We start from the raw sequence: 20,594 nt of genomic DNA on the forward strand, positions 1-20,594 counted from the left end.
TTGTCGAGGAATAGAGTGACCGTTCCTTGAGGAGACTTGATATGAATGCCCGCCCCGTCATCGAAGACCTTTCGTCGTTCTGGATGCCCTTTACCGCCAACCGTCAGTTCAAGGCCGCACCGCGCCTGCTCGAAAGCGCGAAAGGCATGTACTACCGCTCGACGGACGGCCGCGAAATTCTCGATGGATGCGCGGGCCTTTGGTGCGTGAACGCAGGCCATTGCCGCGACGAGATCGTCGAAGCGGTGCAGAAGGCGCTCTCGACGCTCGACTTCGCGCCGACCTTCCAGATGGGCCATCCGCTTGCCTTCGAGGCGGCCAACAAGGTCGCGGGCCTGATGCCCGAAGGACTGGATCGCATCTTTTTCACGAACTCCGGTTCCGAATCCGTCGATACGGCGTTGAAGATCGCGATTGCCTACCATCGCGCGCGCGGCGAAGGTCAGCGCACGCGTCTCATCGGCCGCGAGCGCGGTTATCACGGCGTCGGCTTCGGCGGCATCTCGGTGGGCGGCATCGCGCCGAATCGCAAAACGTTCTCGGGCGCGCTGTTGCCGTCAATCGATCACTTGCCGCATACGCACGACCTCGCGCACAACGCGTTTTCCAAGGGTCAGCCCGCGTGGGGTGAGCATCTCGCGGAAGAACTGGAACGTATCGTCGCGCTGCACGATGCATCGACGATCGCCGCGGTCATCGTCGAGCCGCTCGCGGGTTCGACTGGCGTTCTGGTGCCGCCGAAGGGCTACTTGCAGAAGCTGCGCGAAATCTGCACGAAGCACGGCATTCTTCTGATCTTCGACGAAGTCATCACCGGCTTCGGGCGTCTGGGCAAGGCCACGGCGAGCGAGTATTTCGGTGTGACGCCGGACCTCATCACCATGGCGAAAGCCATCAACAACGCCACCATTCCCATGGGCGCGGTCGCGGCGCATCGCAAGGTGCACGACGCAATCGTCGATGCAGGCGCGGCGAACGCGATCGAACTGTTCCACGGCTATACGTATTCGGCACACCCTGTTGCAACCGCGGCGGCTGTCGCGACACTCGATCTGTACGCGCGTGACAAGTTGTTCGAGCGCGCGGCGTCGAAGGCGGAGAAGTTCGAAAGCGCCGTGCACGCGTTGCGCGATGCGCCGTATGTGAAGGACATCCGCAATCTCGGACTCGTCGCGGGCGTGGAGTTGGAATCGCGTGAAGGCGCGCCGGGTGCGCGTGCGTATGAAGTGTTCGTGAAGTGCTTCGAGGCAGGCGTGCTCGTGCGCTACACCGGCGATATCCTCGCGTTCTCGCCGCCGCTGATCGTCGAGGACGATCAGATCGATCATATCTTCGGCACGGTGCGCAAGGTATTGCAGAGCGTGAAGTAAGCGCCACTGCCCGGCATCCCGATTCGAGGATGCCGGGCCTTCTCACCGTTCGATGACCAGCAGCGTCGATGTCGCCGAAGCCAACAACCTCCCGCTCGCGTCCTTGAGCGTCGCTTCGGCAAATGCCGCGCGCCGCCCCATCGTCAGCACGCGTCCTTCGGCGCGCACCAAACCGGAATCGCGCGTCACGGCCTTGTGATAGGCCACTTTCAACTCGAGCGTCGTATAGGCCTGTGTCGCGGTCAGACACGAATGCACCGCGCATCCACATGCCGAATCGAGCAAGGTGGCCGCGTAGCCGCCATGCACCGTGCCGATCGGGTTATACGCATGATCGCCCGGTATGCCTTCGAACACGGCCCTGCCCGCTTCCACTTCCACGAAGTCGAGCCTGAGCGACTCGAATATGCCGGGCTTGCGGCCGCTAGCGATCAGCCGGCGCAATTGAGCGAGGCCGTCGAGGCCAGGTGCGGTTTCGTCGATCAAGCTCATTTCGTGTACTCCTTGAGACTCGCTGTCTTGATGGGATCGTCATCGTTAGTCACGCTCCAGCCGCCGCCGAGCGACCGATACAGCGCCACCGCCGCGAGCGCGTGCTCGCGCTTCGCCTGGTTCAGCGCATCGGCGTCGCGCAGATAGGACTGTTGGGCATCGAGCACATCCAGAAAGCTTGCCGCGCCTCCCTTGTAGAGCTGCGTCGAAAGCGTGAGCGACTGTCCCGATGCACCAAGCGCGTCGGTCAATCTCGCGCTCTGCTCGGTCGTGCTGATGAGGTCGCTGCGCGTATCTTCCACGTCCTTGAGCGCTTCGAGCAGGGTCTGCCGCAAATGCAGTTCCGACTCGCGCATCCTGCTCTCGTTCTGTTCGATCTCGGCCGTGATACGCCCCGCGTTGAAGATCGGACTCGTGGCGTTGAGCGCGGCCGAAAACAGGTTGTCGGTGAGCGTCGGCAAGCCGAGATAAGACGATGCAAGCAAGCCATCCGACAAGCGCAGAGAGAACTTCGGATAGCGCTCCGCGCGCGCCACGCCCACTTCCGCCGCGCGTTGCTGAAGCGTCGCGTAGGCCACCAGCACATCGGGTCGACGCAGCAGCGCTTCGGAAGGCAGTAATTGCGGCGCGCCATCGGCAGGGACGGGAATCACGGGCGATGCGCCGGGATTGGCGAGCATCAGTCGGTCGATGGACTCCGGCGTGCGGCCTGAATACACGGCAATAAGGCTCAACTGATGCTGAATGGTCGACTGCGTGCGCGGCATGCGCGATTGCAGATCACTGAGCTGATTCTGCGCGCGCGCCACGTCGAGTTTCGTCGACAAGCCGAATTGCAGGCGGCGTTGCGTGAGCTTCAGCGCGCGTTCGCGGATCGCCTCGTTGTCTTGCAGAATCTTGAGTTCGGCCTGCGCCCAACGTAAATCGACGTAAGCGGCGGCCGTATCGGCAGCGAGTGCAAGACGCAGTTGATCCGACGCGTGTTCGCGGCCGACCAGTTGCGCCTGCGCCGCCAGCAATTCGAGCCGCTCGCCGCCGAACACATCCGGCGTCCAACTCAGTGCGAGACCGACGCCCGCCTGACGCACATAGCCAAGCGGCGGCGGCGTGTTCTGGCGCGTATCGGACGCCGTGGCGTTCGCGTCGAGTTGCGGCAGCAAGGCAGCGCGGCGTTGCGTGGTGAGCGCCTCGGCCTGCTTCACGCGCTCCACTGCGGCCTGGAGGTCGAGATTGCCGTTCAACACCGACGCGACGAGTTCATGCATCACCGGGTCGTTGAACTGATTCCACCATGCGGCTGGATCGGCGGTATTGGCGGGCACCTCCACGTTCCAATCGACAGGAGCCGTCGTCTGAACCGTCGCCGGAAGATCGGCGTGCGTCGCGGGTTGCACGGCGCAAGCACTCAACGCGCTGAACGCGCTCAAGGCCAGTAATTCGATGAGGAGCTTCTTCATGGTCGTATTCACTCAATGCGCATCGGACGAAGGCGGCGCGCTTGCAATCGGCTTCGAAAAAATCACGCTGACGATACCGACGAGAAAGCACAGCGCGAGCAGATAGAAGCAGTCGGCGAAAGTCAGAACGAGTGCTTCGCGAAACACGAGCGCATGCAGCGAAGCGAGCCCGGCTTGCGATGCATCGAGCGCATCGCCGGCGGCGGCGGCGAGATGCGCGGAACTGCGCGAGAGCATCTGCTCGATGACAGGCCGGCCAACGGTCACGCTCTCGCTCAGCCGCAGATAGTGCAGGTTCAGCCTGTCGTTGAGCATGGTCGCACTCACTGCAATGCCGATCGCGCCGCCCAGATTACGCATCAGATTGAACAGTCCGCTCGCCGATTTGAGCCGCGACTGTGGCAACGACCCGAGCGCCATCGTCACGATGGGCGGCACCGCGAACTGTTGCCCGATGCCGCGCAACGCCTGCGGTAAAAGCAGTTCCTGCCAGCCCCAGTCATGCGTGAGCGGCGTATAGAGAAAGCATCCCGCGCCGAAGCAGATGAGCCCGAAAACCAGCAAGATGCGCATGTCGAAGAAGCGCGTGGCGAACGCGTAAGCCCCGAGCGCGATCAACTGAAAGCAGCCGACGGAAAGCAGCGCGAGACCCGTCTGCAACGAGTCGAAGCCGCGCACGCGGCTCAGGAACACGGGCGTCAGAAACACTGATACGAAGATGCCGATGCCCGTCACGAACGAGAGCAGACTGCCGATTGCGAAGTTGCGAACCGCGAGCGCGCGCAGATCGACGATCGGTTCTTTCGCGGTGAACGCATGCACGAGGAACAGGAAACCGCAGATCGCCGAAATCCAGGTGCAGGCCACGATTACGTTGTCGCCGAACCAGTTCTTGCGCGGCCCTTCTTCGAGCACGTATTCCAGACAGCCGAGGAAGCCGGACATCAGCGCGATGCCGACGTAATCGCCCTTCTTGAGCAGCGAAAGATCGGGCGAATCGATATGCACGTATTTCGGCACCAGCACCGCGACCACGATTCCCGGCACGACGTTCAGATAGAAGAGCCAGTGCCATGACCATTGATCGGTGATCCACCCGCCGATCACCGGTCCGATTGCAGGCGCGAGCGAGGCCAGCGCGCCGATAGTTGTCGATGCAATCAGTCGCTGTTTGCCGGGGAAAAGCACGAAGGCGGTCGTGAACACGGTCGGGATCATCGCGGCGCCGAGCGCGCCCTGCATGCCGCGAAAGAGGATCATCGAATTGATGTCCCACGCCATGCCGCACAACATGCTCGTGATGGTGAAGCCCACCGCGGATGCCACGAACAGCCAGCGCGTGGAGAACACTTTCGAGAGCCAGCCCGACATCGGAATGACGAGAATCTCCGCGATCAGATACGACGTCTGCACCCACGAAAGCTCGTCCTGACTCGCCGATAAACCGCCGCCGATATCCTTGAGCGATGACGCGACGATCTGAATATCGAGCGTCGCCATGAAAAAGCCGAGGCACATCAGCGCGAACGCGAGCACGCGCTGACGCGTGGGCTGACTTGCCGGGTCCAAGGGAGCGGTCTGTGTCATCGTCTTATCCGCGCGATTTGTCGAGATGAACCTTCACCGTCGCGGAAAGGCCGGGCCGCAACACGTGCTCCATGCCTTTCGGTACGTCCAGACGAATGCGCACCGGCACACGCTGAACGATCTTGGTGAAGTTGCCGGTGGCGTTTTCGGCGGGAAGCACGCTGAAGGTCGCGCCCGTGGCCGGCGCGAGACTTTCGATGTGACCCGTCAGCGGCACGCTCGATGCGTCGAGGTCCACATCGGCTTCATCGCCGGCGCGCATTTTCTTGAGCTGGTCTTCCTTGAAGTTGGCGTCGACCCAGAGGCCCGTGGCGGGCACCACGGTCAACAACGATGTCCCGACGTTCGCGAGCACGCCGACGCGCGCCGTGCGATTTCCCACGTAGCCATCGACAGGCGAACGGATCGTCGTGTATTCGACGTTGAGTTCGGCCACGCGCCGCGCGGCTTCGGCGGTCTGCACGCGCGCTTGCGCGTCCGCAATCTGCGCTTCGATCACCGTCAACTGGCGTTTTGCCGCGACGAGCGATGCGCCGCTCCGATCCATCGCCGCTTGCGCCTTGAGATAGTCGGCATCGGCGCGTTCGACGATCTGGTTCGACACCGCGTCGTCCTTGACGAGTTCCCGATAACGCGAACGGTCGGACGTGCTGCGCGACAATTCCGCCGACGAAGCACGCACTTCCGCCTGCTGCTGGTTGATGACCGCCGCCTGCAACGCGTCCTTGGCGCGCAGTTCATCGACCGCGGCCCGCGCGCTCGACACTTCCGCGTTCGCTTGCGCCAGGCGGGCGTCGTAGTCGCGCGCATCGAGGCGAATCAGCACCTGGCCTGCCTTCACCGGCTGATTGTCCGTGACGAGCACATCCGTCACGAAGCCGTTGACCTTCGGGGCGAGCACGGTGACATCGCCGCCGACGTAGGCGTCGTCGGTGGTCTGCACGAAGCGCAGCACGAGCGCCCAATACGCCGAAGCCGCAATCACGATGATCGCGACAAGCCCTAGCGAGAGCAGCATCCACGGTATCCGGCGCGGCTTCGCGGCCGCTGCGGGCGAAGTGGCCGAAGGAAGATTGGTCGATGGAGTCGTCATTTGCGAGTCGTTGTGCATATGCACGAAAGTGAACGGAATAGCGCGCGTTTCGAGCCGCGCATGATGACTCGAAAGACTATATGTGCATATGCACCCGGTCAACCTGCGCGGCCGACATGAGTGAATAACGCGGAGAGAAAGAATCGGGGATCAGGCGTGCGGGCGGGCTGTTGCGCTTTGGTCCGAGCAGAAACGCACCGCATGTTCGACGAAGGCGCGCACCTTGGCGGGCAAGAGCGTACGCGTGCTGAAGGCAAGCTTGAATTCGATGGCGCCATCGACGAGTTCGTAGGCATCGAGTAACGTCACGAGCCGGCCGGCTTGCACTTCCTCGTTCACGAGCGCGACAGGCAACATGCCGATGCCGAAGCCTTCCAGCACCATCGCGCGATTGAAGACGGCGCTGTTCGACGAGGTGTCGTAACGCAGCGGCACGATCACGTCCTCGCCGCCGATTCTAAACGTCAGCGCCGGTTTGCGGATGGACGCGGACATCGGCACGAAGTCGTGATCGATGAGTTCGGATGGATGACGCGGCGCCGGATGAGCCGCAAGATACGTGGGACTGGCGACGAGCGCAAGCGGAATGGTTTCGAGCAGACGCGTGACCACGGTATCGCTCGACAACATGAACGGCATGACGATACCCAGATCGTAGCCTTCGCCGACGAGATCGACGGGACGCTCGGTCAGCGTCACATCGAGCCGCACTTGCGGATGCTCGCGTCTGAAGCTCGCGATCAACGGGACATAGCGGCTCATCATCACCGTGGTGTGCGCGACGAGCCGCAAGAGGCCTGTCGCCTCGCTCGCGCGATTGGAGGCGCGTTCCTCCATTGCCTGAAGCTCGTCGAGAAGCCGCGAGCAGTCGGTGAAGAAGCGCTCGGCGGTTTCGGTCAGCGATATCTGCCGCGTCGTGCGATTGAAAAGCCTGCTGCCCAGGCGCTGCTCCAGGCCCGCGATCGCGCGCGAAACGACCGGCGGCGACAAGCCGAGAATATCCGCCGCGCGCGCGAAGCTGCGCGCCTCCACTACCGTGCGAAAGATCTTCAGGCTTGTCAGGTAGTCCATTTTTAATGTCGATGCGTCAGTCGGCGGGCCGCAGTTTCTTCACTTCGTCGTCGGATGGCTGCACGCTCGCGCCGTCGATATAACGATACGACGTCATCACGCCCTTACCGTCCTTGAGCGCGGTGACGCCGACATACGCGCCCATCGTCGATTGATTGTCCTGCTTGCGGTAGGTGATCGGTCCGAACGGCGAATCGACGCCAAGGCCCTTGAAGGCGGCCGCGAGCTTGTCGGGATCGGCGGAACCGGCTTTCTTCAGGCCGTTGGCAAGCGACATCATCGCGGTATAACCGACCACGGAACCGAGCCGCGGATAGTCGTGATACTTCGCCTCGTAGGCCGCGACGAACTTCTTGTTGGCGGGGGTATCGATTGAATACCACGGGTAGCCCGTCACCACCCAACCGACCGGCGCTTCAGCGCCCAACGGATCGAGATAATCAGGCTCGCCCGTCAGCAACGACACCACCGCGCGATCCTTGAACAAGCCACGCGTATTGCCTTCGCGCACGAACTTGCCGAGGTCGGCGCTAAAGAGCACGTTGAAGATGGCGTCGGGCCTGGCGTCGGCGAGCGCTTGCGTCACCGCGCCGGCATCCACCTTGCCGAGCGGCGTCGCTTGTTCGGCGACGAACTCCACATCCGGCTGCGCGGCCTTGAGCAGACGCTTGAAGGTCGCCACGGCCGATTGTCCGTACTCGTAATTCGGATACACCAGCGCCCAGCGCTTTTTCTTGAGCTTCGCGGCTTCGGGCACGAGCATCGCCACTTGCATATAGGTCGATGGCCGCAGCCGATACGTGTACTTGTTGCCATCTTGCCAGACGATCTTGTCCGTCAAGGGCTCGGCGGCGAGGAAGAAAATGCGCCGCTGCTTGGCGAAGTCCGAGAGCGCGAGGCCAGTGTTGGACAAGTAGCCGCCGAAGAGCAGTTGCACCTGTTCGCGCGCGATGAGTTCCTGCGCGACGCGCACCGTATCGCCCGGATTACCGTTGTCGTCGCGCGAGACGACTTCGAGCTTGTTGCCGTTGATGCCACCCGCCGCGTTGATCTCGTCGAGCGCCAGATTCCAGCCGTTCTTGTACGGCATGAGAAACGCAGGCTGCGCCTTGTAGCTATTGATCTCGCCGATGCGAATGGTGTCGGCGTACGCGCCGAGGGTCACGCTCATGGCGGCGGAAGTCAGGGTCAGGCGAATCAGCGTGCCTGCTCGGGTAATCATCAAGCGTTCTCCTTTGGTCGATTCGTTCCGTCAGACGCCGAGCAAGTCGCGTCGCGCGGTGCCGTCGCGCACGAAATCGCGCATCGCGCCCGCATAGCGCACTTGCCCTTTCTCCAGCACATACGCGCGGTCGCAGACGCGTTCCGCGAAGTTCAGATTCTGCTCGGACAGCAGGATCGACAAGCCCTCGCGCTTCAGTTCGAGGATCATGTCGGCCATTTGCCGCACGATGACCGGCGCAAGGCCTTCCGATGGCTCGTCGAGCAACACGAGGCGCGGATTGCCCATCAGTGTGCGCGAAACCGTGAGCATCTGCTGCTCGCCGCCGCTCATGCGGCTGCCGCGCCGCTCGCGCATCTCGCCAAGGTTCGGAAATACGCGAAAAAGCCTGTCCGGCGTCCACTGCGGCGCACCTTCGCGCGGCGGCTGGCGTCCCGTGTCGAGATTTTCCATCACCGTGAGATCGCCGAACACGCGCCGGTCTTCCGGCACGTAGCCAAGCCCCATGCGCGCGATACGATAAGGCGCCATGCCCGCAATGTCCTCGCCCAAGAAGCGAATGGTGCCCGATGTCCGCGCGAGCATGCCCATGACCGCTTTCATCGTCGTGGATTTGCCCGCGCCGTTACGGCCCATCAACGCGACGACTTCGCCGCGCCCCACTTCGAAGCCGACATCGAACAGAATCTGCGCGCGGCCATAGTATGCGTTCAAGGCCTCGACCTTGAGGAGCGCGTTCGATCGACTCATTCGCTGCCCTCCCCAAGATAGACTTCGCGCACGCGCGGATCGTCGCGTACGGTGCGCGCGTCGCCTGCCGCGATCAGCTTGCCGCGCGCCAGCACGATCAACCGGTCCGCATATTCGAACACCACGTCCATGCTGTGCTCCGTGAACAGCACGCCGATATCGCGCTCCCTTGCAAGCCGCGCCGTTAACGCCATTAGCGCGTGACGCTCTTGCGGCGCCATGCCTGCGGTGGGCTCATCCATCAACAGCAGATTCGGTCGATTCGCAAGCGCGATCGCCAGTTCGACGCGTTTCACATCGCCATACGCCAACACCGCGCAACTACGGTTCGCGTGCGACGTCATGCCGACGAGTTCGAGCAGTGCGAGCGCTTCATCCTCGCGCCACGCGGCCACGCGCGCAAACGGATTGAACACGCGACGCTCGCGCGATAACAACGCCATTTGCACGTTTTCGAGCACCGTCATCGAATTGAACGTGGCGGCAATTTGAAACGTGCGCCCGACGCCCAGCCGCCAGATATCGCGCGGACGCTTGCCCGCGATCTCGTGACCGTCGAAACGGATCGATCCCGACGAAGGCTTCAACTGCCCGTTGATCATGTTGAAGCACGTCGACTTGCCCGCGCCATTCGGCCCGATGAGCGCAAGCAACTGGCCCGCCGCGAGATCGAACGACACGCTATCGACAGCCTTGACGCCGTCGAACGATTTCGAAAGATGCTCGATGCGCAAGAGCGTCATTGCGCCTTCCCGAAACGTTCGCGCGCAAAGCCTACGATGCCCTGCGGAAACGCGATCACGAGCAGCAGGATCACGCCGCCGAGCAGCGCCTGCCAGTAGTCGGTCTGACGCGCGACGGTGTCCTGCAGCCACGTGAAGAGCGCGGCGCCGACGACAGGCCCGGATAGCGTCTGTATGCCGCCGAGCAGGACCATGACGAGACCATCGACGGATCGGGAGACGCTGATCGCATCCGGCGAGATATTGCCTTTGGAAAAGGCATAGAGCGATCCGGCGAGACCGCACACGAGCGCCGCGACGACGAACGCCATCCATTGAACGCGCATGACGTCGATGCCGATTGCTTCCGCACGCAACGGCGAATCGCGGCCGGCGCGCATGGCGAGGCCGAGCGGCGCGAACAGCATGCGCCTCAACAGCCATACGCCGATGATCGCGAACCCGAGCGTCAAATAGTAAAACGCAACCGGCGACGCCAGCCACGCCGCTGGCCAGATACCGAGCACACCATTGCTGCCGCCGGTGACTTCATCCCATTGGTACACGACGGACCATACGATCTGCGCGAACGCGAGCGTGAGCATGGCGAGATAGACGCCCGACAAGCGCACACAGAACCAGCCGAACACGAGCGCGCCGACGCCTGCCATGAGCGGGCCGAGCACGAGCGACACTTCCATCGGCCACGAAAAGAGCTTCAGGAAAAGGGCCGCGCCATAAGCGCCTAAGCCGAAATAAGCCGCGTGCCCGAACGAATGCATGCCGCCCGGTCCCATGATGAAATGCAGGCTCGCGGCGAACAACACGGCGATAAAGATTTCGACGAGCAACACGGGCATGTAGGGAAACGCGCCAGCGGCGAGCGGCGCAAGCGCCAGCAAGACGATTACGCCCGCTGCTGCGATTTTCAGGCGGCGCGTGGCGGGACGAAGCGGCGTATCGGCGGGCGCGGCAGTGCGCGCGATGGCTTGCGGACGGCCGAAGAGTCCCCACGGACGCAACACGAGCACCACGGCCATCACGACGAACTCCGCGACGAGCGTGAACTTCGACAGGGAAAAGTCGATACCGCCGAGCGACACATGCCCGATGCCAATGCATAGCGCCTTGATCTCCGCAATCAGCAAGGCAGCGACGAACGCGCCGGGTATCGAACCCATGCCGCCCACGACCACCACGACGAACGCGTTGCCGATAGTCTCCAGATCGAGCGAGAGATTCGCCGACATGCGCGGCACTTGCAGCGCGCCGCCCAGCCCTGCGAGAAACGCGCCCGCGAAAAAGACACCGGTGAAAAGCCACGCCTGATTCACGCCGAGCGCGCCGAGCATCTCGCGGTCGGCGCTTGCCGCGCGCACGAGCGTGCCCCAGCGCGTGCGCGTCAGCGCCCACCACAACACCGCGAGCACGAGCGGGCCGATGCACATCAGCGCGATGTCATACGAAGGCAACGCGTGACCGAGCAATTGCACGGCGCCCGCGAGATGCGGCGCGCGCGGACCGAACAGGTCTTCGGGGCCCCAGAGATAGAGCGCGGCATCGCGAAAGATCAAAACAAGCGCAAAGGTTGCGAGGAGGTGGAACAACTCGGGCGCGCGATAGATGCGCCTCAACACGCCGACTTCGATCAGCGCGCCAAGCACGCCGATGACGAGCGCCGCCGCCAGCACCGACATCCAGAAGCCCGCGACGCTCTGTCCGAAGCGGCTCGTCAGGCTGTACGCGACGTACACGCCGAGCATGTAGAGCGAGCCGTGGGCGAAGTTGACGATGCGCGTCACCCCGAATATCAGCGATAAACCCGAGGCGACGAGAAAGAGCGCGGAGGCATCGGCGAGACCGTTGACGAGTTGGACGAGCAAATTGGCGAGCATCGGGCGCGGTCGGGAGTCGGCTTGAATCGGGCTGAGTCGTGCGTTGGGCGAGCGAGCCGTCATTATCGATGAAATGCACGCTTCGGCCTTATTGCATCAAAAAGCAGCGCGCGGGAAACCGGTTCGAGCGCTGCTTTTGAAGCTCGCATGGGCGCTTGGGGCGCAAGCGTCGATCAGTCCTGCACCCGGCTCGCGAAGTGATCCGCGGCCATGAGTCTGAAGGCCGTCACAGCGGGATTATCCTGATCCACGCGCCATGCCATGCTCATTTCCGCCTGCACGTGATTGTTGGCGATATGCCTGAACTCGACGTTGTCGTAATGAAAGCGCTGCGCCGACGCCGGCAGGATGCTAAGACCAAGCCCCGCGCGCACGAGCGAGAGAATGGTGGGCGTCTGGTCGATATATTGCGTGAAATGCGGGTTCACTTCTTCCCTCGCGAGCATGCCCATGATGCGGTCGCAGAAGTATTTGCCGTGAACCGGCGAGTGCATGATGAACGGCTCTTGATCGAGTTGCGGCAGGGCGATCTCGTCATAAGCGCATAGCTCGTGACCGGCGGGCAGCGCGACGATCAGCGGCTCTCTGTCGATGAGCAGAAATTCGAGCTGTTGCCGCGAAGGCAAGGGCCGCAGAAAGCCGAGGTCGATGGTATTGGCCGCGAAGGCCTCGATCTGCGCGACGGAAACGAGTTCGAGCAGGACGACATCGATATCGGGCAGCGCGTGCTTGGCCGCGACGAGCAGTTGCGGAATCAACTCGTAGCCGGCCGCGCCCGTGAAGCCGAGCCGCACGCGTCCCGTCTTGCCCTTGCTCGCGCGCCGCACCGTGCTTTCCGCTTGCTCGGAGAGATTGAGCAGACGCGCGGCATCGGCAAGAAAGACGCGCCCTTCCGGCGTCAGCTTGACCGTGCGGCCAACGCGTTCGAACAACATGACGCCGAGATTCTCTTCAAGCAGATGAATCTGCCTGGAAAGCGGCGGCTGCGTCATGTTGAGCAGCGCAGCCGCACGCCTGAAGTTCAGTTCCGTCGCGGCGGCGACGAAGCAACGCACTTGTCCGAGATCGAGCATGCGGAATCGACTTTGACGAAATAGCCGATCATTATAGGTCGAGGCTCGCGAGTGGCTCCTGCGTTGCTTTACGGCCGTGCATGCATCAGGTCGTCAGGCTGCCTTCGGGACGCTGCCCGGCAAGCGCCTGCGCGATGCTCGACAGAACCATCTCGCCCATGGCCGTGCGCGATTCCACCGTCGCGCTCGCGCGATGCGCCTGCAACACCACGCGGTCCATGCCGAAGAGTTCGGCGGGCACGTTGGGTTCATCGACGAATACGTCGAGACCCGCGCCCGCGATCACGCCGCCCTGCAACGCCTGCACGAGATCGCTTTCCACCACGAGCTTGCCGCGCGCGATGTTGATGAGATAGCCGTCGCGGCCCAGGGCGTCCAACACGGCTGCATCGACGATGCCTTGCGCTTTATCGGCGGCTGCGGCAAGCACGAGGATGTCGCTGTCGCGCGCGAGTTGCAGCAGGTCGGGCACAAAGCGATGCGCAATGTCGTCCATGGCGCGTACATCGGTATAGGCGACAGGACAGCCGAACGCCGCGGCGCGCACGGCGATGGCGCGCCCGACCTTGCCCATGCCGACGATGCCCACGCGCTTGCCGCTGAAACGGCGTGACAGCGGAATCGCAGCGGGGCTCGGGTTTTCAGGCCACTTGCCGGTCTTCACGAAGTCGTTGCCCGGACAGATCTCACGCAACATCGTGAGAATCAGGCCAATGGCGAGATCCGCGACGTCCTCGGTCAAGGCGCCGAAGGTGGCCGTGACCGGAATGCCGCGCGAACGGGCGTACGCGAGATCGACGGCATCGGTGCCCACGCCATTGACCGCGATCACCTTGAGCGCGGGCAGTTTGTCGACGAGATCGTTGGAGATGCCCGTATGGCCGCCCGTGATGACGCCTTCGATCGCAGCGCCATGCTCGCGGATATACGCGTCCTTATCGTCCACCTGAAAGAGACGATGCATGATGTAGAGCGACTCCAGCGTCTCGTTGATCGCGGGGACGAGGATGGGGTTCAGTTGCAGAATGCTCGGCTTCGTCGGCTTCAATTGGGTGGCTCCTTTGGGTCGTGTCTCGCCTGCCATGCGCCAGGCCGCGATGTCGACGGATCATGTCGTCTTTTGCATGGCGCGTCCAATCCCAAAGCGCTATCAACTGATACCGTTATTGGCGTGCTCTCAGAGGTATCGCTTGATCGATTCAATCCGGGAATCAGGTAATAGCAATAAAAGATTGGACGCCCAAAATCACCACCCCGACAATGGGTTCACCGGCAGGAACACCATAAAAAAGCCTTGCATACAGATCGGAGACACAGCTTGAAAACACGCCGCTTCTTTTCCCCTTCTGCATTGCATTCCACCCAGTCGGTCCATCTCGGCGGCAACGCGCGCTGAAATTCATCTGTTGCAGCATCGCGCGGAAAAGGCGTCGAAGCGCTGAAGCCGTATGAACCGGAGGAAGACGAATGAACAATGCCGACAGCGTCGCGGGCGCGGCGAAAGCAGAACCGATCGCGGAGAAACGAACCAGCCATCGCTGGGTAGTGATGGGCCTGATCTTCTGCATCTGGGCCATCGCGTGCGCGGACCGCGCCAACTTCGGCTTCGCTTTGCCGTATCTCAAGAAGGAATATCACATCTCCAATTCGGAAGCGGGGATGATCGTCAGTCTCTTTTCCTTCGCTTACGGTTTCGTGCAGATTCCGGTTGGCCTGCTCTACAAACGGCTCAGTGAACGCACCACGGGCATTCTGTTTTCCGTCTTCATGCTGCTGACATCGGTCTTCACGGGCTTGATGGGAACGACGTCCTCGGTATTGCTTCTGATGACGTATCGCGTGGGTCTGGGGCTGTCGGAAGGGCCGCTCGGCATTGGCTGCACGAACGTCATCAACCGCTGGTTTCCGACGCGCGAAAAAGGCACGGCAGCAGGACTCTGGATCGCCGCATCGAAGCTCGGACCGTTGATCGTGCCTTCGGTGTGCATCATCGTGATCCAGCTCTGGGGCTGGCGCGAAATCTTTTATGTGTTCGCCATTCCGGGCATTCTCTTTGCCGTCGCATGGATGTTTCTCGTCACGAATTCGCCGAGCGAAAACCGCTTCTGCTCGCCCGCGGAACGCCGCTATATTCTCGATGAATCCGCCACCGATGGCTCGACCGGCAAGCTTGTGCGCCGTGGCGAAATGGAGCCCATGCCCTGGCTCGACGGCATCAATCGCACGAAGCGCGTGGCGCCGCTGGAAACGGTCGGGCAAGTGTTCCGCTCGTGGAATATCTTCGGCATTGCGCTGGGCTATGGCTGCATGATCGGCATCAGCAACATCTTCATCTCGTGGATCCCCACGTATCTCGTCACCGTGAAGGGTTTTGCCTCGGTGAAGATGGGCTTTCTCGCTTCGGCGCCGTTCATCGGCGCGGTGGCGGGCAACATGCTCGGCGGCCTGATCTCCGACCGTCTGCTCGGCGGCCGCCGCAAGCCGATGATGATGCTCGGCGCGCTCGGCACCATGCTCATGATGTTCGCGCTCATCGACGCGCCGGACAGCGTGGTCTATCTCGGCGCGGCGTTGATTCTCTCGGGCCTCATGCTCGGCATCGGCTTCGCGGGATACTCGGCGTATCCCATGGGACTTGCAAGCAAGGCGACGTATCCGACTGCATTCGGTATCGTCAATTCGCTCGGGCAGATAGGCGGCGCGTGCGCACCGCTCGCGGTGGGCTTCCTGCTCGACAGCTATAGCTGGACCAGTGTGTTCCTTTACATGCTCGGGACGTCGCTGCTCTGTTTGCTGCTGTTGTTCAGCGTGGTCGAGCCTGCGTCCGGAAAGATAGAACGAGTGTAACCAGCGTTCGCTTCTGCCAAGGGCCGCGATTGTCTCGCGGCCTTTTTTCATGGCGATTACAAACCGTTCTCCACCATCGTGAGCAAGCGCTCGGCAAGCGGTTCGATGGCTTTGCCGGGCAATCCCTGCAACGGCCCTTCGATCAGCAAGAGCGCGAAACCATGCACCGCGCTCCACGCGAGATACTCGGCTTCTGGCCGGCTTGACGGATCGAGCGCGCCGGCATCCACCATCTCATCGAGTGCGCGGCTCAGCAACTGAAAGGGATCGAGCCCGCCCGGCCCCACGCCATACAAGGCTTCATGCTCGCCCCACTCGGTTGGCGGCGCGGTGAACGCGGTGCGAAAGAGACCCGTCTCGGTCTGCGCGAAACGCAGATAACCGACGCCGACCGCGCGTAGCCCCGCCTTCGCGGCATCGGCACGCTTGCGCTTTTTCGGCCGCGCGGCGAGTTCTTCCTCCATTGCTTGCGCGACCGCCGATAACGCCGCGGAACGCACGGCCGTCAACAACTCCTGCCTGCTTCCGAAGTGACGATACGCGGCGTTCGGCACCACGCCCGCGCGCCGCGTGACTTCGCGCAGCACGATGGCGTCCGGCCCGCCGTCGCGTGCGAGCGCAATGCCGGCATCGATCATTGCGCGGCGCAAATCGCCATGTCGATACGTGCTGCGCGGCTTGGCTTTTGTCATTTTTATAAGCGAGGCTTTACCTATGTGGACACTGTCCATTATCTCTGCTATTTTTTGTGGACGGTGTACACAAACAAAAATATCGCCTGAAACAAAGGCTGTGTCGTTGCATTGTCACGACTCAGGTTCAACGTCATCGAGGAGAATGTCATGGTCGTCAAGAACGAACGTGCGCAAGATGAAGCACGCATCCGTGAACTCACGGAATCGTGGCGTCAGGCCGTGCTTGCAAAAGACGCGGCTGCGCTCGTGACTCATTACGCGACGGATGTCGTCGTGTTCGATGTCGTGCCGCCCGCATCCTTCAAAGGCGTCGAGCTGTATCGCGAGCATTGGCAGCGCTGGTTCGACAGCATCAGCGGCCCGCTCGTGTTCGAGGTGCGCGATCTGCACGTGGCGGTGAGCGGCGATCTCGCCTTCGCGCATGCGGTGAATCGCGTGGCCGCGGGCGGGCGCGACGACGTCGTGCGTGCAACCGTGTGCTTCAGAAGAATCGACGGCGACTGGCGCGTCGTGCACGAACACGCGTCGGTGCCATTGACAATGGATATGGACCCCGACGAGTCCCAGTAATTCACCTGGCAACTCACGCATTACTCAAGGAGCAGACATGCAAGTGCAACCCTATTTGTTCTTCGAAGGCCGCTGCGAAGAAGCGATCACGTTTTATCGCGAGAGTCTCGGCGCACAAGTGCTGATGATGATGCGCTTTCGCGACAACCCTGACGCCGGCAAATCCGGTGGCGGCAGCGAGGCCGCGAGCGGTTGCGGCATGCCGCCTGGGTCGGAAGACAAGGTCATGCATGTGGCCTTTACAGTGGGCCAGTCCATGCTGATGGCGTCCGACGGCATGTGCAGCGGCAAGCCGAATTTCCAGGGCGTGTCGCTGTCCATTTCCACGGAGGACGAGCAGGAAGCCGAAAAGTTCTTCCACGCACTATCGGACGGCGGACAGGTGCAGATGCCGCTCACGCAGACGTTCTTCGCCAAGCGCTTCGGCATGGTGCAGGACAAGTTCGGCGTGTCGTGGATGGTGGTTGGCGGCGCGGAAAACAAACCCGCCTAGGTATAGCTCTTGCGCGCTTCTGGTCGTAACTTATTCGAGGAGAAGCGCCATGACTAATGCAGGCAGCAACAATTACGCGGGACGTTCGCAAGAGGAGCGCATCGAGCAGCGCAAGGGCGAGAAGCAGCCCGCGCAGGAGCAACCGGGCGGCCATCTGGCCGAACCGGGCACCGAGCCTGACAAAGACAACAGTAGCGGCACGCTCACCGAAGACGGCAAGCAAGTCTGGCGGACGGGCTCAGGCATCGACGGTGGAGGAAAGACCTGACCCCTGATAGGGTCCGAAAACATGGAACAATACAGGGGTGCTATCCGCACTTTCGATGTGAAAGGAGCTAATAATGAGCGCCCCGCGCAAAACCCATTTTTCCGATTCGGACATCCACGCTAAACCGGCCGATCGTCCGTCCCGCGAGGAAGCCGAAGCCGCCGTGCGCGTTCTCTTGCGCTGGGCGGGCGACGATCCGCGTCGCGAAGGCCTGCTCGACACCCCGGCGCGTGTCGTGCGGTCGTATGAAGAGTTCTTCGCCGGCTATCAGCAAGACCCGCATGAAATCCTGGCCCGCACTTTCTCCGAAGTGCAGGGCTACGACGAGATGATCGTCCTGAAGGACATCCGCTTCGAGAGCTATTGCGAGCATCACATGGTGCCGATCATCGGGCGGGCGCACGTCGCGTATCTGCCCCGAGAACGCGTGGTCGGCATTTCCAAGCTCGCGCGTCTGGTCGACGCCTTCGCCAAGCGCCTTCAGATTCAAGAGAAGATGACCGCGCAGATTGCCGATACGCTCAACGAAGTGCTGCAACCGCTCGGTGTCGGCGTGATTCTGGAAGCCGCGCATCAATGCATGTCGACGCGCGGCGTGCACAAGGCGGGCGTGTCGATGGTTACATCGCGCATGCTCGGCTCGTTCCGCGACGACCCATCGACGCGGCGTGAGTTCTTGTCTATCGTCGGCACTCAAAGTGTGTTCAACGTCTCGAACACTTAGAGTTATCAGGCGCCGTAACCGTTGCCCGGTGAATCGGCGCCGCTGCCTTCGCGGATCTTGCCCTGCGAAACGCTGCTGCCCGGCGGCACGCTGTGCGTGAGCCAAACGTTGCCGCCGATTACCGAGCCCTTGCCGATGACCACGCGCCCGAGAATGGTCGCGCCCGCGTAGATCACGACATCGTCCTCGACAACCGGATGCCGCGCGTTGCCTTTCACGAGCACGCCGTCGCTGCTGGAGGGAAAGCTCTTTGCGCCCAGCGTCACGGCCTGATACACGCGCACATGCCGGCCGATCACGGCCGTTTCGCCGATCACCACGCCCGTGCCGTGATCGATGAAGAAGCTCGGCCCGATGGTCGCGCCCGGATGAATGTCGATACCCGTCAGCGAATGCGCGATCTCATTGATGAAGCGCGCGAGCAGCGGCACGCCCAACCGATGCAACGCATGCGCGAGCCGGTGATGCGTCATCGCCCAGATGCCGGGATAGCACAGCAGAATCTCGGTGATGTGCTGCGCGGCGGGGTCGCCCGTGAAGGCAGCCTGAATGTCGCTGACGAGCAGCGCGCGAATCTCCGGCAACTGCGAACCGAACTCGCGCGCAATGGCGAACGCTTGCGCCGTGACCTCCGCTTCGCCCGTCTCACGATGCTCGGGCAAGAAGCGCAGCGCGCGGCGAATCTGCTCATGCAAGAGACGCAGGGTGGTTTCCAGCGTCTGGCCGACATAGTAGTCGACGCTTTCATCGGTCAGATCGGGCGCGCCGTAGTGCGTGGGAAAGAGCGCGGAGCGCAGACCGTTGACGATCCTCACGATCGCCTCGCGCGAAGGCAACTCACGTATGCCAAGCGGATGCCGCGTGCGATGCAGTTCCTCGCGCGATTGGCGTAAGTCAGCGACGATGCGCGATAAACCCCATTCGTGGGGCGCGTGAGTGGAAGAATCGGATGGCGCTGCCTGCTCGGGTAAGGACTTGTTCTGCATGTCTTCTGGGCTGGCGTTCGGAGGCCGCGCAGCGGCGGCGGATGAACACTAAGCGTAAACGGTTTTGCGCAAGCGTGCTGCGTGTCCGGCCCGCGGATTAGACTGTAACGTGACTTGCGTCAATCCATCGGACGGCCCAATCGCGGCCGTGCGCGATGGCTTCCCCCTCGTTGCGAAATCGCAAGTCCGCAGGGAAGAATCGGTTCGCAACGAGCTCGCCGTCGCTGGATCGCGAGATCACGACGTACGGCTGATAATCGCCATCCCCCGTCCTGGCTGGCGCACAGTTGAGTAGATAGCCTCGATGTGAAAAGGCTGCATCTTGTTGCATGAGTCACCTGTGTGAAGTGCCCTGCTCGTTCGTATGACTTGCTCAACCAGCAGCCGTACTGGACACGCCCTCCTTGTTGCTCGCGTCCCGCATTCGCGCTTTGCTGCCAGCAGGTTCCAAATAATACTTGCAGGAAATCCGCTTGGCATTGAAAAAAAAGCCTTAAAAATTCGATGACGATTGAGTGTCCCGCCTGCAAGGGCTTGAGTTCCGTCGCCAAATTTCCGGAACAAGTCTTGCGTGAGGGAAAACGGTTTAGCCAGTTCCCAAGGAGCAGGAAATGAATAACGCCGAATCCAACGAGTCGCAAGACAAGCAAGCCGATCGCGCCGCCGACAGCCCGATCAAGACGCCGAGCGCAGAGACTGCGCGCGTGAACATGAGCGATGCAAAGAAGGCCGAGTCCGGCCGCGAGGCGCATGCGGGCGCGGGTGCGGGCGCGAAGCAGGAAAGCGCGAGCCACGCCGACCGCAATATCGGACCGCTCGGCACGCCGGAGTCGCGGCCTCGCGGCATCGACGTCGCCAACGACGAGACCCTCGACGACACCGTCGATGCCGATGGCAAGAACATTCAGGCGAAGCGCTATGAGCAGATGCAGGCCACCGATCCGGATGCCGTCATCAATTCGAACGCGACGCATGCCAACCATGTCGCCGAGCAAGGCGACGGCTTTGGCGGATTCGACAGCCGGCCAGGTCGCAACGGAATATTGCTGGCGCTAGATCACGGTTATCGCGTGATCGACCGCGGGATGGTGCCGCCAAGCATTCGCGCCGTCGAGGAAAATCAGGTTTACGTGAGCCGCGATGCACATGGCAACACCTTGCGTGGCCGTAAGCATTACGCCCTGAATCACATGCGGCCTTCGCGGCTTTTCGAAATCGACAAGTCGTAACGTAGCGCGACGCCACGCTGGCGTGACGCCACTAAAAGCCACGCGCGAAG

At 62.2% G+C, this 20,594-nt stretch carries 21 protein-coding genes; 7 read left to right on the plus strand and 14 right to left on the minus strand.

Annotated features, from left to right (window positions below):
- Positions 1 to 41 precede the first annotated feature (41 nt).
- On the plus strand, positions 42 to 1,370 hold the full coding sequence (gene aptA / locus NCR98_RS18745; protein ID WP_250526938.1) for an omega-aminotransferase AptA: 1,329 nt from the start codon (positions 42 to 44) through the stop codon (positions 1,368 to 1,370).
- 42 nt (positions 1,371 to 1,412) lie between these two features.
- Here the strand turns inward: aptA and NCR98_RS18750 are convergent, their stop codons facing one another.
- The 11 genes from NCR98_RS18750 to NCR98_RS18800 form a co-directional block, all read right to left on the minus strand.
- Positions 1,413 to 1,862: a PaaI family thioesterase gene (locus tag NCR98_RS18750; RefSeq protein ID WP_250466639.1), complete on the minus strand. Its 450-nt coding sequence runs from the start codon at positions 1,860 to 1,862 to the stop codon at positions 1,413 to 1,415.
- On the minus strand, positions 1,859 to 3,319 hold the full coding sequence (locus NCR98_RS18755) for an efflux transporter outer membrane subunit (RefSeq protein ID WP_250526939.1): 1,461 nt from the start codon (positions 3,317 to 3,319) through the stop codon (positions 1,859 to 1,861). Before NCR98_RS18755 ends, NCR98_RS18750 begins: the two co-directional genes overlap by 4 nt.
- Before the next feature lie 12 nt (positions 3,320 to 3,331).
- Complete coding sequence (locus tag NCR98_RS18760) at positions 3,332 to 4,906, minus strand: DHA2 family efflux MFS transporter permease subunit (protein WP_244828642.1); 1,575 nt, start codon at positions 4,904 to 4,906, stop codon at positions 3,332 to 3,334.
- Positions 4,907 to 4,910: 4 nt separating this feature from the next.
- Positions 4,911 to 5,999 (minus strand): HlyD family secretion protein, encoded by a 1,089-nt coding sequence (locus NCR98_RS18765; RefSeq protein ID WP_250526940.1) that lies wholly within the window; start codon positions 5,997 to 5,999, stop codon positions 4,911 to 4,913.
- Positions 6,000 to 6,149: 150 nt separating this feature from the next.
- Positions 6,150 to 7,070, minus strand: coding sequence for a LysR family transcriptional regulator (locus tag NCR98_RS18770; protein ID WP_250526941.1), 921 nt, complete (start codon positions 7,068 to 7,070; stop codon positions 6,150 to 6,152).
- A 16-nt stretch (positions 7,071 to 7,086) separates the two neighbouring features.
- Entirely contained in the window at positions 7,087 to 8,292 is a 1,206-nt protein-coding gene (locus NCR98_RS18775; RefSeq protein ID WP_250526942.1) for an ABC transporter substrate-binding protein, read from the minus strand.
- Positions 8,293 to 8,322: 30 nt separating this feature from the next.
- A complete protein-coding gene (locus NCR98_RS18780) occupies positions 8,323 to 9,042 on the minus strand; it encodes an ABC transporter ATP-binding protein (protein WP_250526943.1) in 720 nt (239 codons plus the stop codon).
- Positions 9,039 to 9,785 (minus strand): ABC transporter ATP-binding protein, encoded by a 747-nt coding sequence (locus NCR98_RS18785; protein ID WP_250526944.1) that lies wholly within the window; start codon positions 9,783 to 9,785, stop codon positions 9,039 to 9,041. The genes NCR98_RS18780 and NCR98_RS18785 overlap by 4 nt, the downstream gene beginning before the upstream one ends.
- A complete protein-coding gene (locus tag NCR98_RS18790) occupies positions 9,782 to 11,659 on the minus strand; it encodes an ABC transporter permease (protein WP_250466631.1) in 1,878 nt (625 codons plus the stop codon). Before NCR98_RS18790 ends, NCR98_RS18785 begins: the two co-directional genes overlap by 4 nt.
- Before the next feature lie 173 nt (positions 11,660 to 11,832).
- Positions 11,833 to 12,732 (minus strand): LysR family transcriptional regulator, encoded by a 900-nt coding sequence (locus tag NCR98_RS18795; RefSeq protein WP_250466630.1) that lies wholly within the window; start codon positions 12,730 to 12,732, stop codon positions 11,833 to 11,835.
- Between the two features lie 85 nt (positions 12,733 to 12,817).
- Positions 12,818 to 13,780 carry a 2-hydroxyacid dehydrogenase gene (locus tag NCR98_RS18800; protein ID WP_250526945.1) on the minus strand — a complete coding sequence of 321 codons (963 nt, stop codon included), beginning with the start codon at positions 13,778 to 13,780 and terminating at the stop codon, positions 12,818 to 12,820.
- Between the two features lie 419 nt (positions 13,781 to 14,199).
- Here NCR98_RS18800 and NCR98_RS18805 point away from each other — a divergent pair, with 419 nt between their 5' ends.
- Positions 14,200 to 15,579, plus strand: coding sequence for an MFS transporter (locus NCR98_RS18805; protein ID WP_244828654.1), 1,380 nt, complete (start codon positions 14,200 to 14,202; stop codon positions 15,577 to 15,579).
- A gap of 56 nt (positions 15,580 to 15,635) precedes the next feature.
- Here the strand turns inward: NCR98_RS18805 and NCR98_RS18810 are convergent, their stop codons facing one another.
- The gene (locus NCR98_RS18810) at positions 15,636 to 16,271 is read right to left on the minus strand and encodes a TetR/AcrR family transcriptional regulator (protein WP_250526946.1); all 636 of its coding nucleotides are present in this window, start codon (positions 16,269 to 16,271) and stop codon (positions 15,636 to 15,638) included.
- Between the two features lie 150 nt (positions 16,272 to 16,421).
- Between NCR98_RS18810 and NCR98_RS18815 the strand changes: the two genes are divergently transcribed.
- From NCR98_RS18815 to folE, 4 genes are all read left to right on the plus strand, one after another.
- Positions 16,422 to 16,844 (plus strand): YybH family protein, encoded by a 423-nt coding sequence (locus NCR98_RS18815; protein ID WP_250510274.1) that lies wholly within the window; start codon positions 16,422 to 16,424, stop codon positions 16,842 to 16,844.
- 37 nt (positions 16,845 to 16,881) lie between these two features.
- A complete protein-coding gene (locus NCR98_RS18820; RefSeq protein ID WP_250509881.1) occupies positions 16,882 to 17,337 on the plus strand; it encodes a VOC family protein in 456 nt (151 codons plus the stop codon).
- A 49-nt stretch (positions 17,338 to 17,386) separates the two neighbouring features.
- Positions 17,387 to 17,605, plus strand: a complete 219-nt coding sequence (locus NCR98_RS18825; protein WP_244828666.1) for a hypothetical protein — start codon at positions 17,387 to 17,389, stop codon at positions 17,603 to 17,605.
- 73 nt (positions 17,606 to 17,678) lie between these two features.
- Positions 17,679 to 18,329 carry a GTP cyclohydrolase I FolE gene (gene folE / locus NCR98_RS18830; RefSeq protein ID WP_244828667.1) on the plus strand — a complete coding sequence of 217 codons (651 nt, stop codon included), beginning with the start codon at positions 17,679 to 17,681 and terminating at the stop codon, positions 18,327 to 18,329.
- A 5-nt stretch (positions 18,330 to 18,334) separates the two neighbouring features.
- Here folE and epsC read toward each other — a convergent pair whose 3' ends face one another.
- Both epsC and NCR98_RS18840 read right to left on the minus strand, forming a co-directional pair.
- Positions 18,335 to 19,315, minus strand: a complete 981-nt coding sequence (gene epsC, locus NCR98_RS18835) for a serine O-acetyltransferase EpsC (RefSeq protein ID WP_250466620.1) — start codon at positions 19,313 to 19,315, stop codon at positions 18,335 to 18,337.
- 97 nt (positions 19,316 to 19,412) lie between these two features.
- On the minus strand, positions 19,413 to 19,646 hold the full coding sequence (locus NCR98_RS18840; protein WP_250509879.1) for a DUF6566 family protein: 234 nt from the start codon (positions 19,644 to 19,646) through the stop codon (positions 19,413 to 19,415).
- A gap of 280 nt (positions 19,647 to 19,926) precedes the next feature.
- On the opposite strand from NCR98_RS18840, the gene NCR98_RS18845 reads away from it, so the two are divergent.
- A complete protein-coding gene (locus tag NCR98_RS18845; protein WP_250526947.1) occupies positions 19,927 to 20,544 on the plus strand; it encodes a DUF3005 domain-containing protein in 618 nt (205 codons plus the stop codon).
- The last annotated feature ends 50 nt before the right edge of the window (positions 20,545 to 20,594 follow it).

Origin of the sequence: Caballeronia sp. GAWG2-1, from assembly GCF_023631405.1 — a bacterium.
Classification (GTDB): domain Bacteria; phylum Pseudomonadota; class Gammaproteobacteria; order Burkholderiales; family Burkholderiaceae; genus Caballeronia.

Coding starts and splice junctions, on each gene's coding strand:
- aptA (WP_250526938.1), top strand. CDS start 42: ATGAATGCCCGCCCCGTCATCGAAGACCTTTCGTCGTTCTGGATGCCC.
- NCR98_RS18750 (WP_250466639.1), bottom strand. CDS start 1,862: ATGAGCTTGATCGACGAAACCGCACCTGGCCTCGACGGCCTCGCTCAA.
- NCR98_RS18755 (WP_250526939.1), bottom strand. CDS start 3,319: ATGAAGAAGCTCCTCATCGAATTACTGGCCTTGAGCGCGTTCAGCGCG.
- NCR98_RS18760 (WP_244828642.1), bottom strand. CDS start 4,906: ATGACACAGACCGCTCCCTTGGACCCGGCAAGTCAGCCCACGCGTCAG.
- NCR98_RS18765 (WP_250526940.1), bottom strand. CDS start 5,999: ATGACGACTCCATCGACCAATCTTCCTTCGGCCACTTCGCCCGCAGCG.
- NCR98_RS18770 (WP_250526941.1), bottom strand. CDS start 7,070: ATGGACTACCTGACAAGCCTGAAGATCTTTCGCACGGTAGTGGAGGCG.
- NCR98_RS18775 (WP_250526942.1), bottom strand. CDS start 8,292: ATGATTACCCGAGCAGGCACGCTGATTCGCCTGACCCTGACTTCCGCC.
- NCR98_RS18780 (WP_250526943.1), bottom strand. CDS start 9,042: ATGAGTCGATCGAACGCGCTCCTCAAGGTCGAGGCCTTGAACGCATAC.
- NCR98_RS18785 (WP_250526944.1), bottom strand. CDS start 9,785: ATGACGCTCTTGCGCATCGAGCATCTTTCGAAATCGTTCGACGGCGTC.
- NCR98_RS18790 (WP_250466631.1), bottom strand. CDS start 11,659: ATGCTCGCCAATTTGCTCGTCCAACTCGTCAACGGTCTCGCCGATGCC.
- NCR98_RS18795 (WP_250466630.1), bottom strand. CDS start 12,732: ATGCTCGATCTCGGACAAGTGCGTTGCTTCGTCGCCGCCGCGACGGAA.
- NCR98_RS18805 (WP_244828654.1), top strand. CDS start 14,200: ATGAACAATGCCGACAGCGTCGCGGGCGCGGCGAAAGCAGAACCGATC.
- NCR98_RS18810 (WP_250526946.1), bottom strand. CDS start 16,271: ATGACAAAAGCCAAGCCGCGCAGCACGTATCGACATGGCGATTTGCGC.
- NCR98_RS18815 (WP_250510274.1), top strand. CDS start 16,422: ATGGTCGTCAAGAACGAACGTGCGCAAGATGAAGCACGCATCCGTGAA.
- NCR98_RS18820 (WP_250509881.1), top strand. CDS start 16,882: ATGCAAGTGCAACCCTATTTGTTCTTCGAAGGCCGCTGCGAAGAAGCG.
- NCR98_RS18825 (WP_244828666.1), top strand. CDS start 17,387: ATGACTAATGCAGGCAGCAACAATTACGCGGGACGTTCGCAAGAGGAG.
- folE (WP_244828667.1), top strand. CDS start 17,679: ATGAGCGCCCCGCGCAAAACCCATTTTTCCGATTCGGACATCCACGCT.
- epsC (WP_250466620.1), bottom strand. CDS start 19,315: ATGCAGAACAAGTCCTTACCCGAGCAGGCAGCGCCATCCGATTCTTCC.
- NCR98_RS18840 (WP_250509879.1), bottom strand. CDS start 19,646: ATGCAACAAGATGCAGCCTTTTCACATCGAGGCTATCTACTCAACTGT.
- NCR98_RS18845 (WP_250526947.1), top strand. CDS start 19,927: ATGAATAACGCCGAATCCAACGAGTCGCAAGACAAGCAAGCCGATCGC.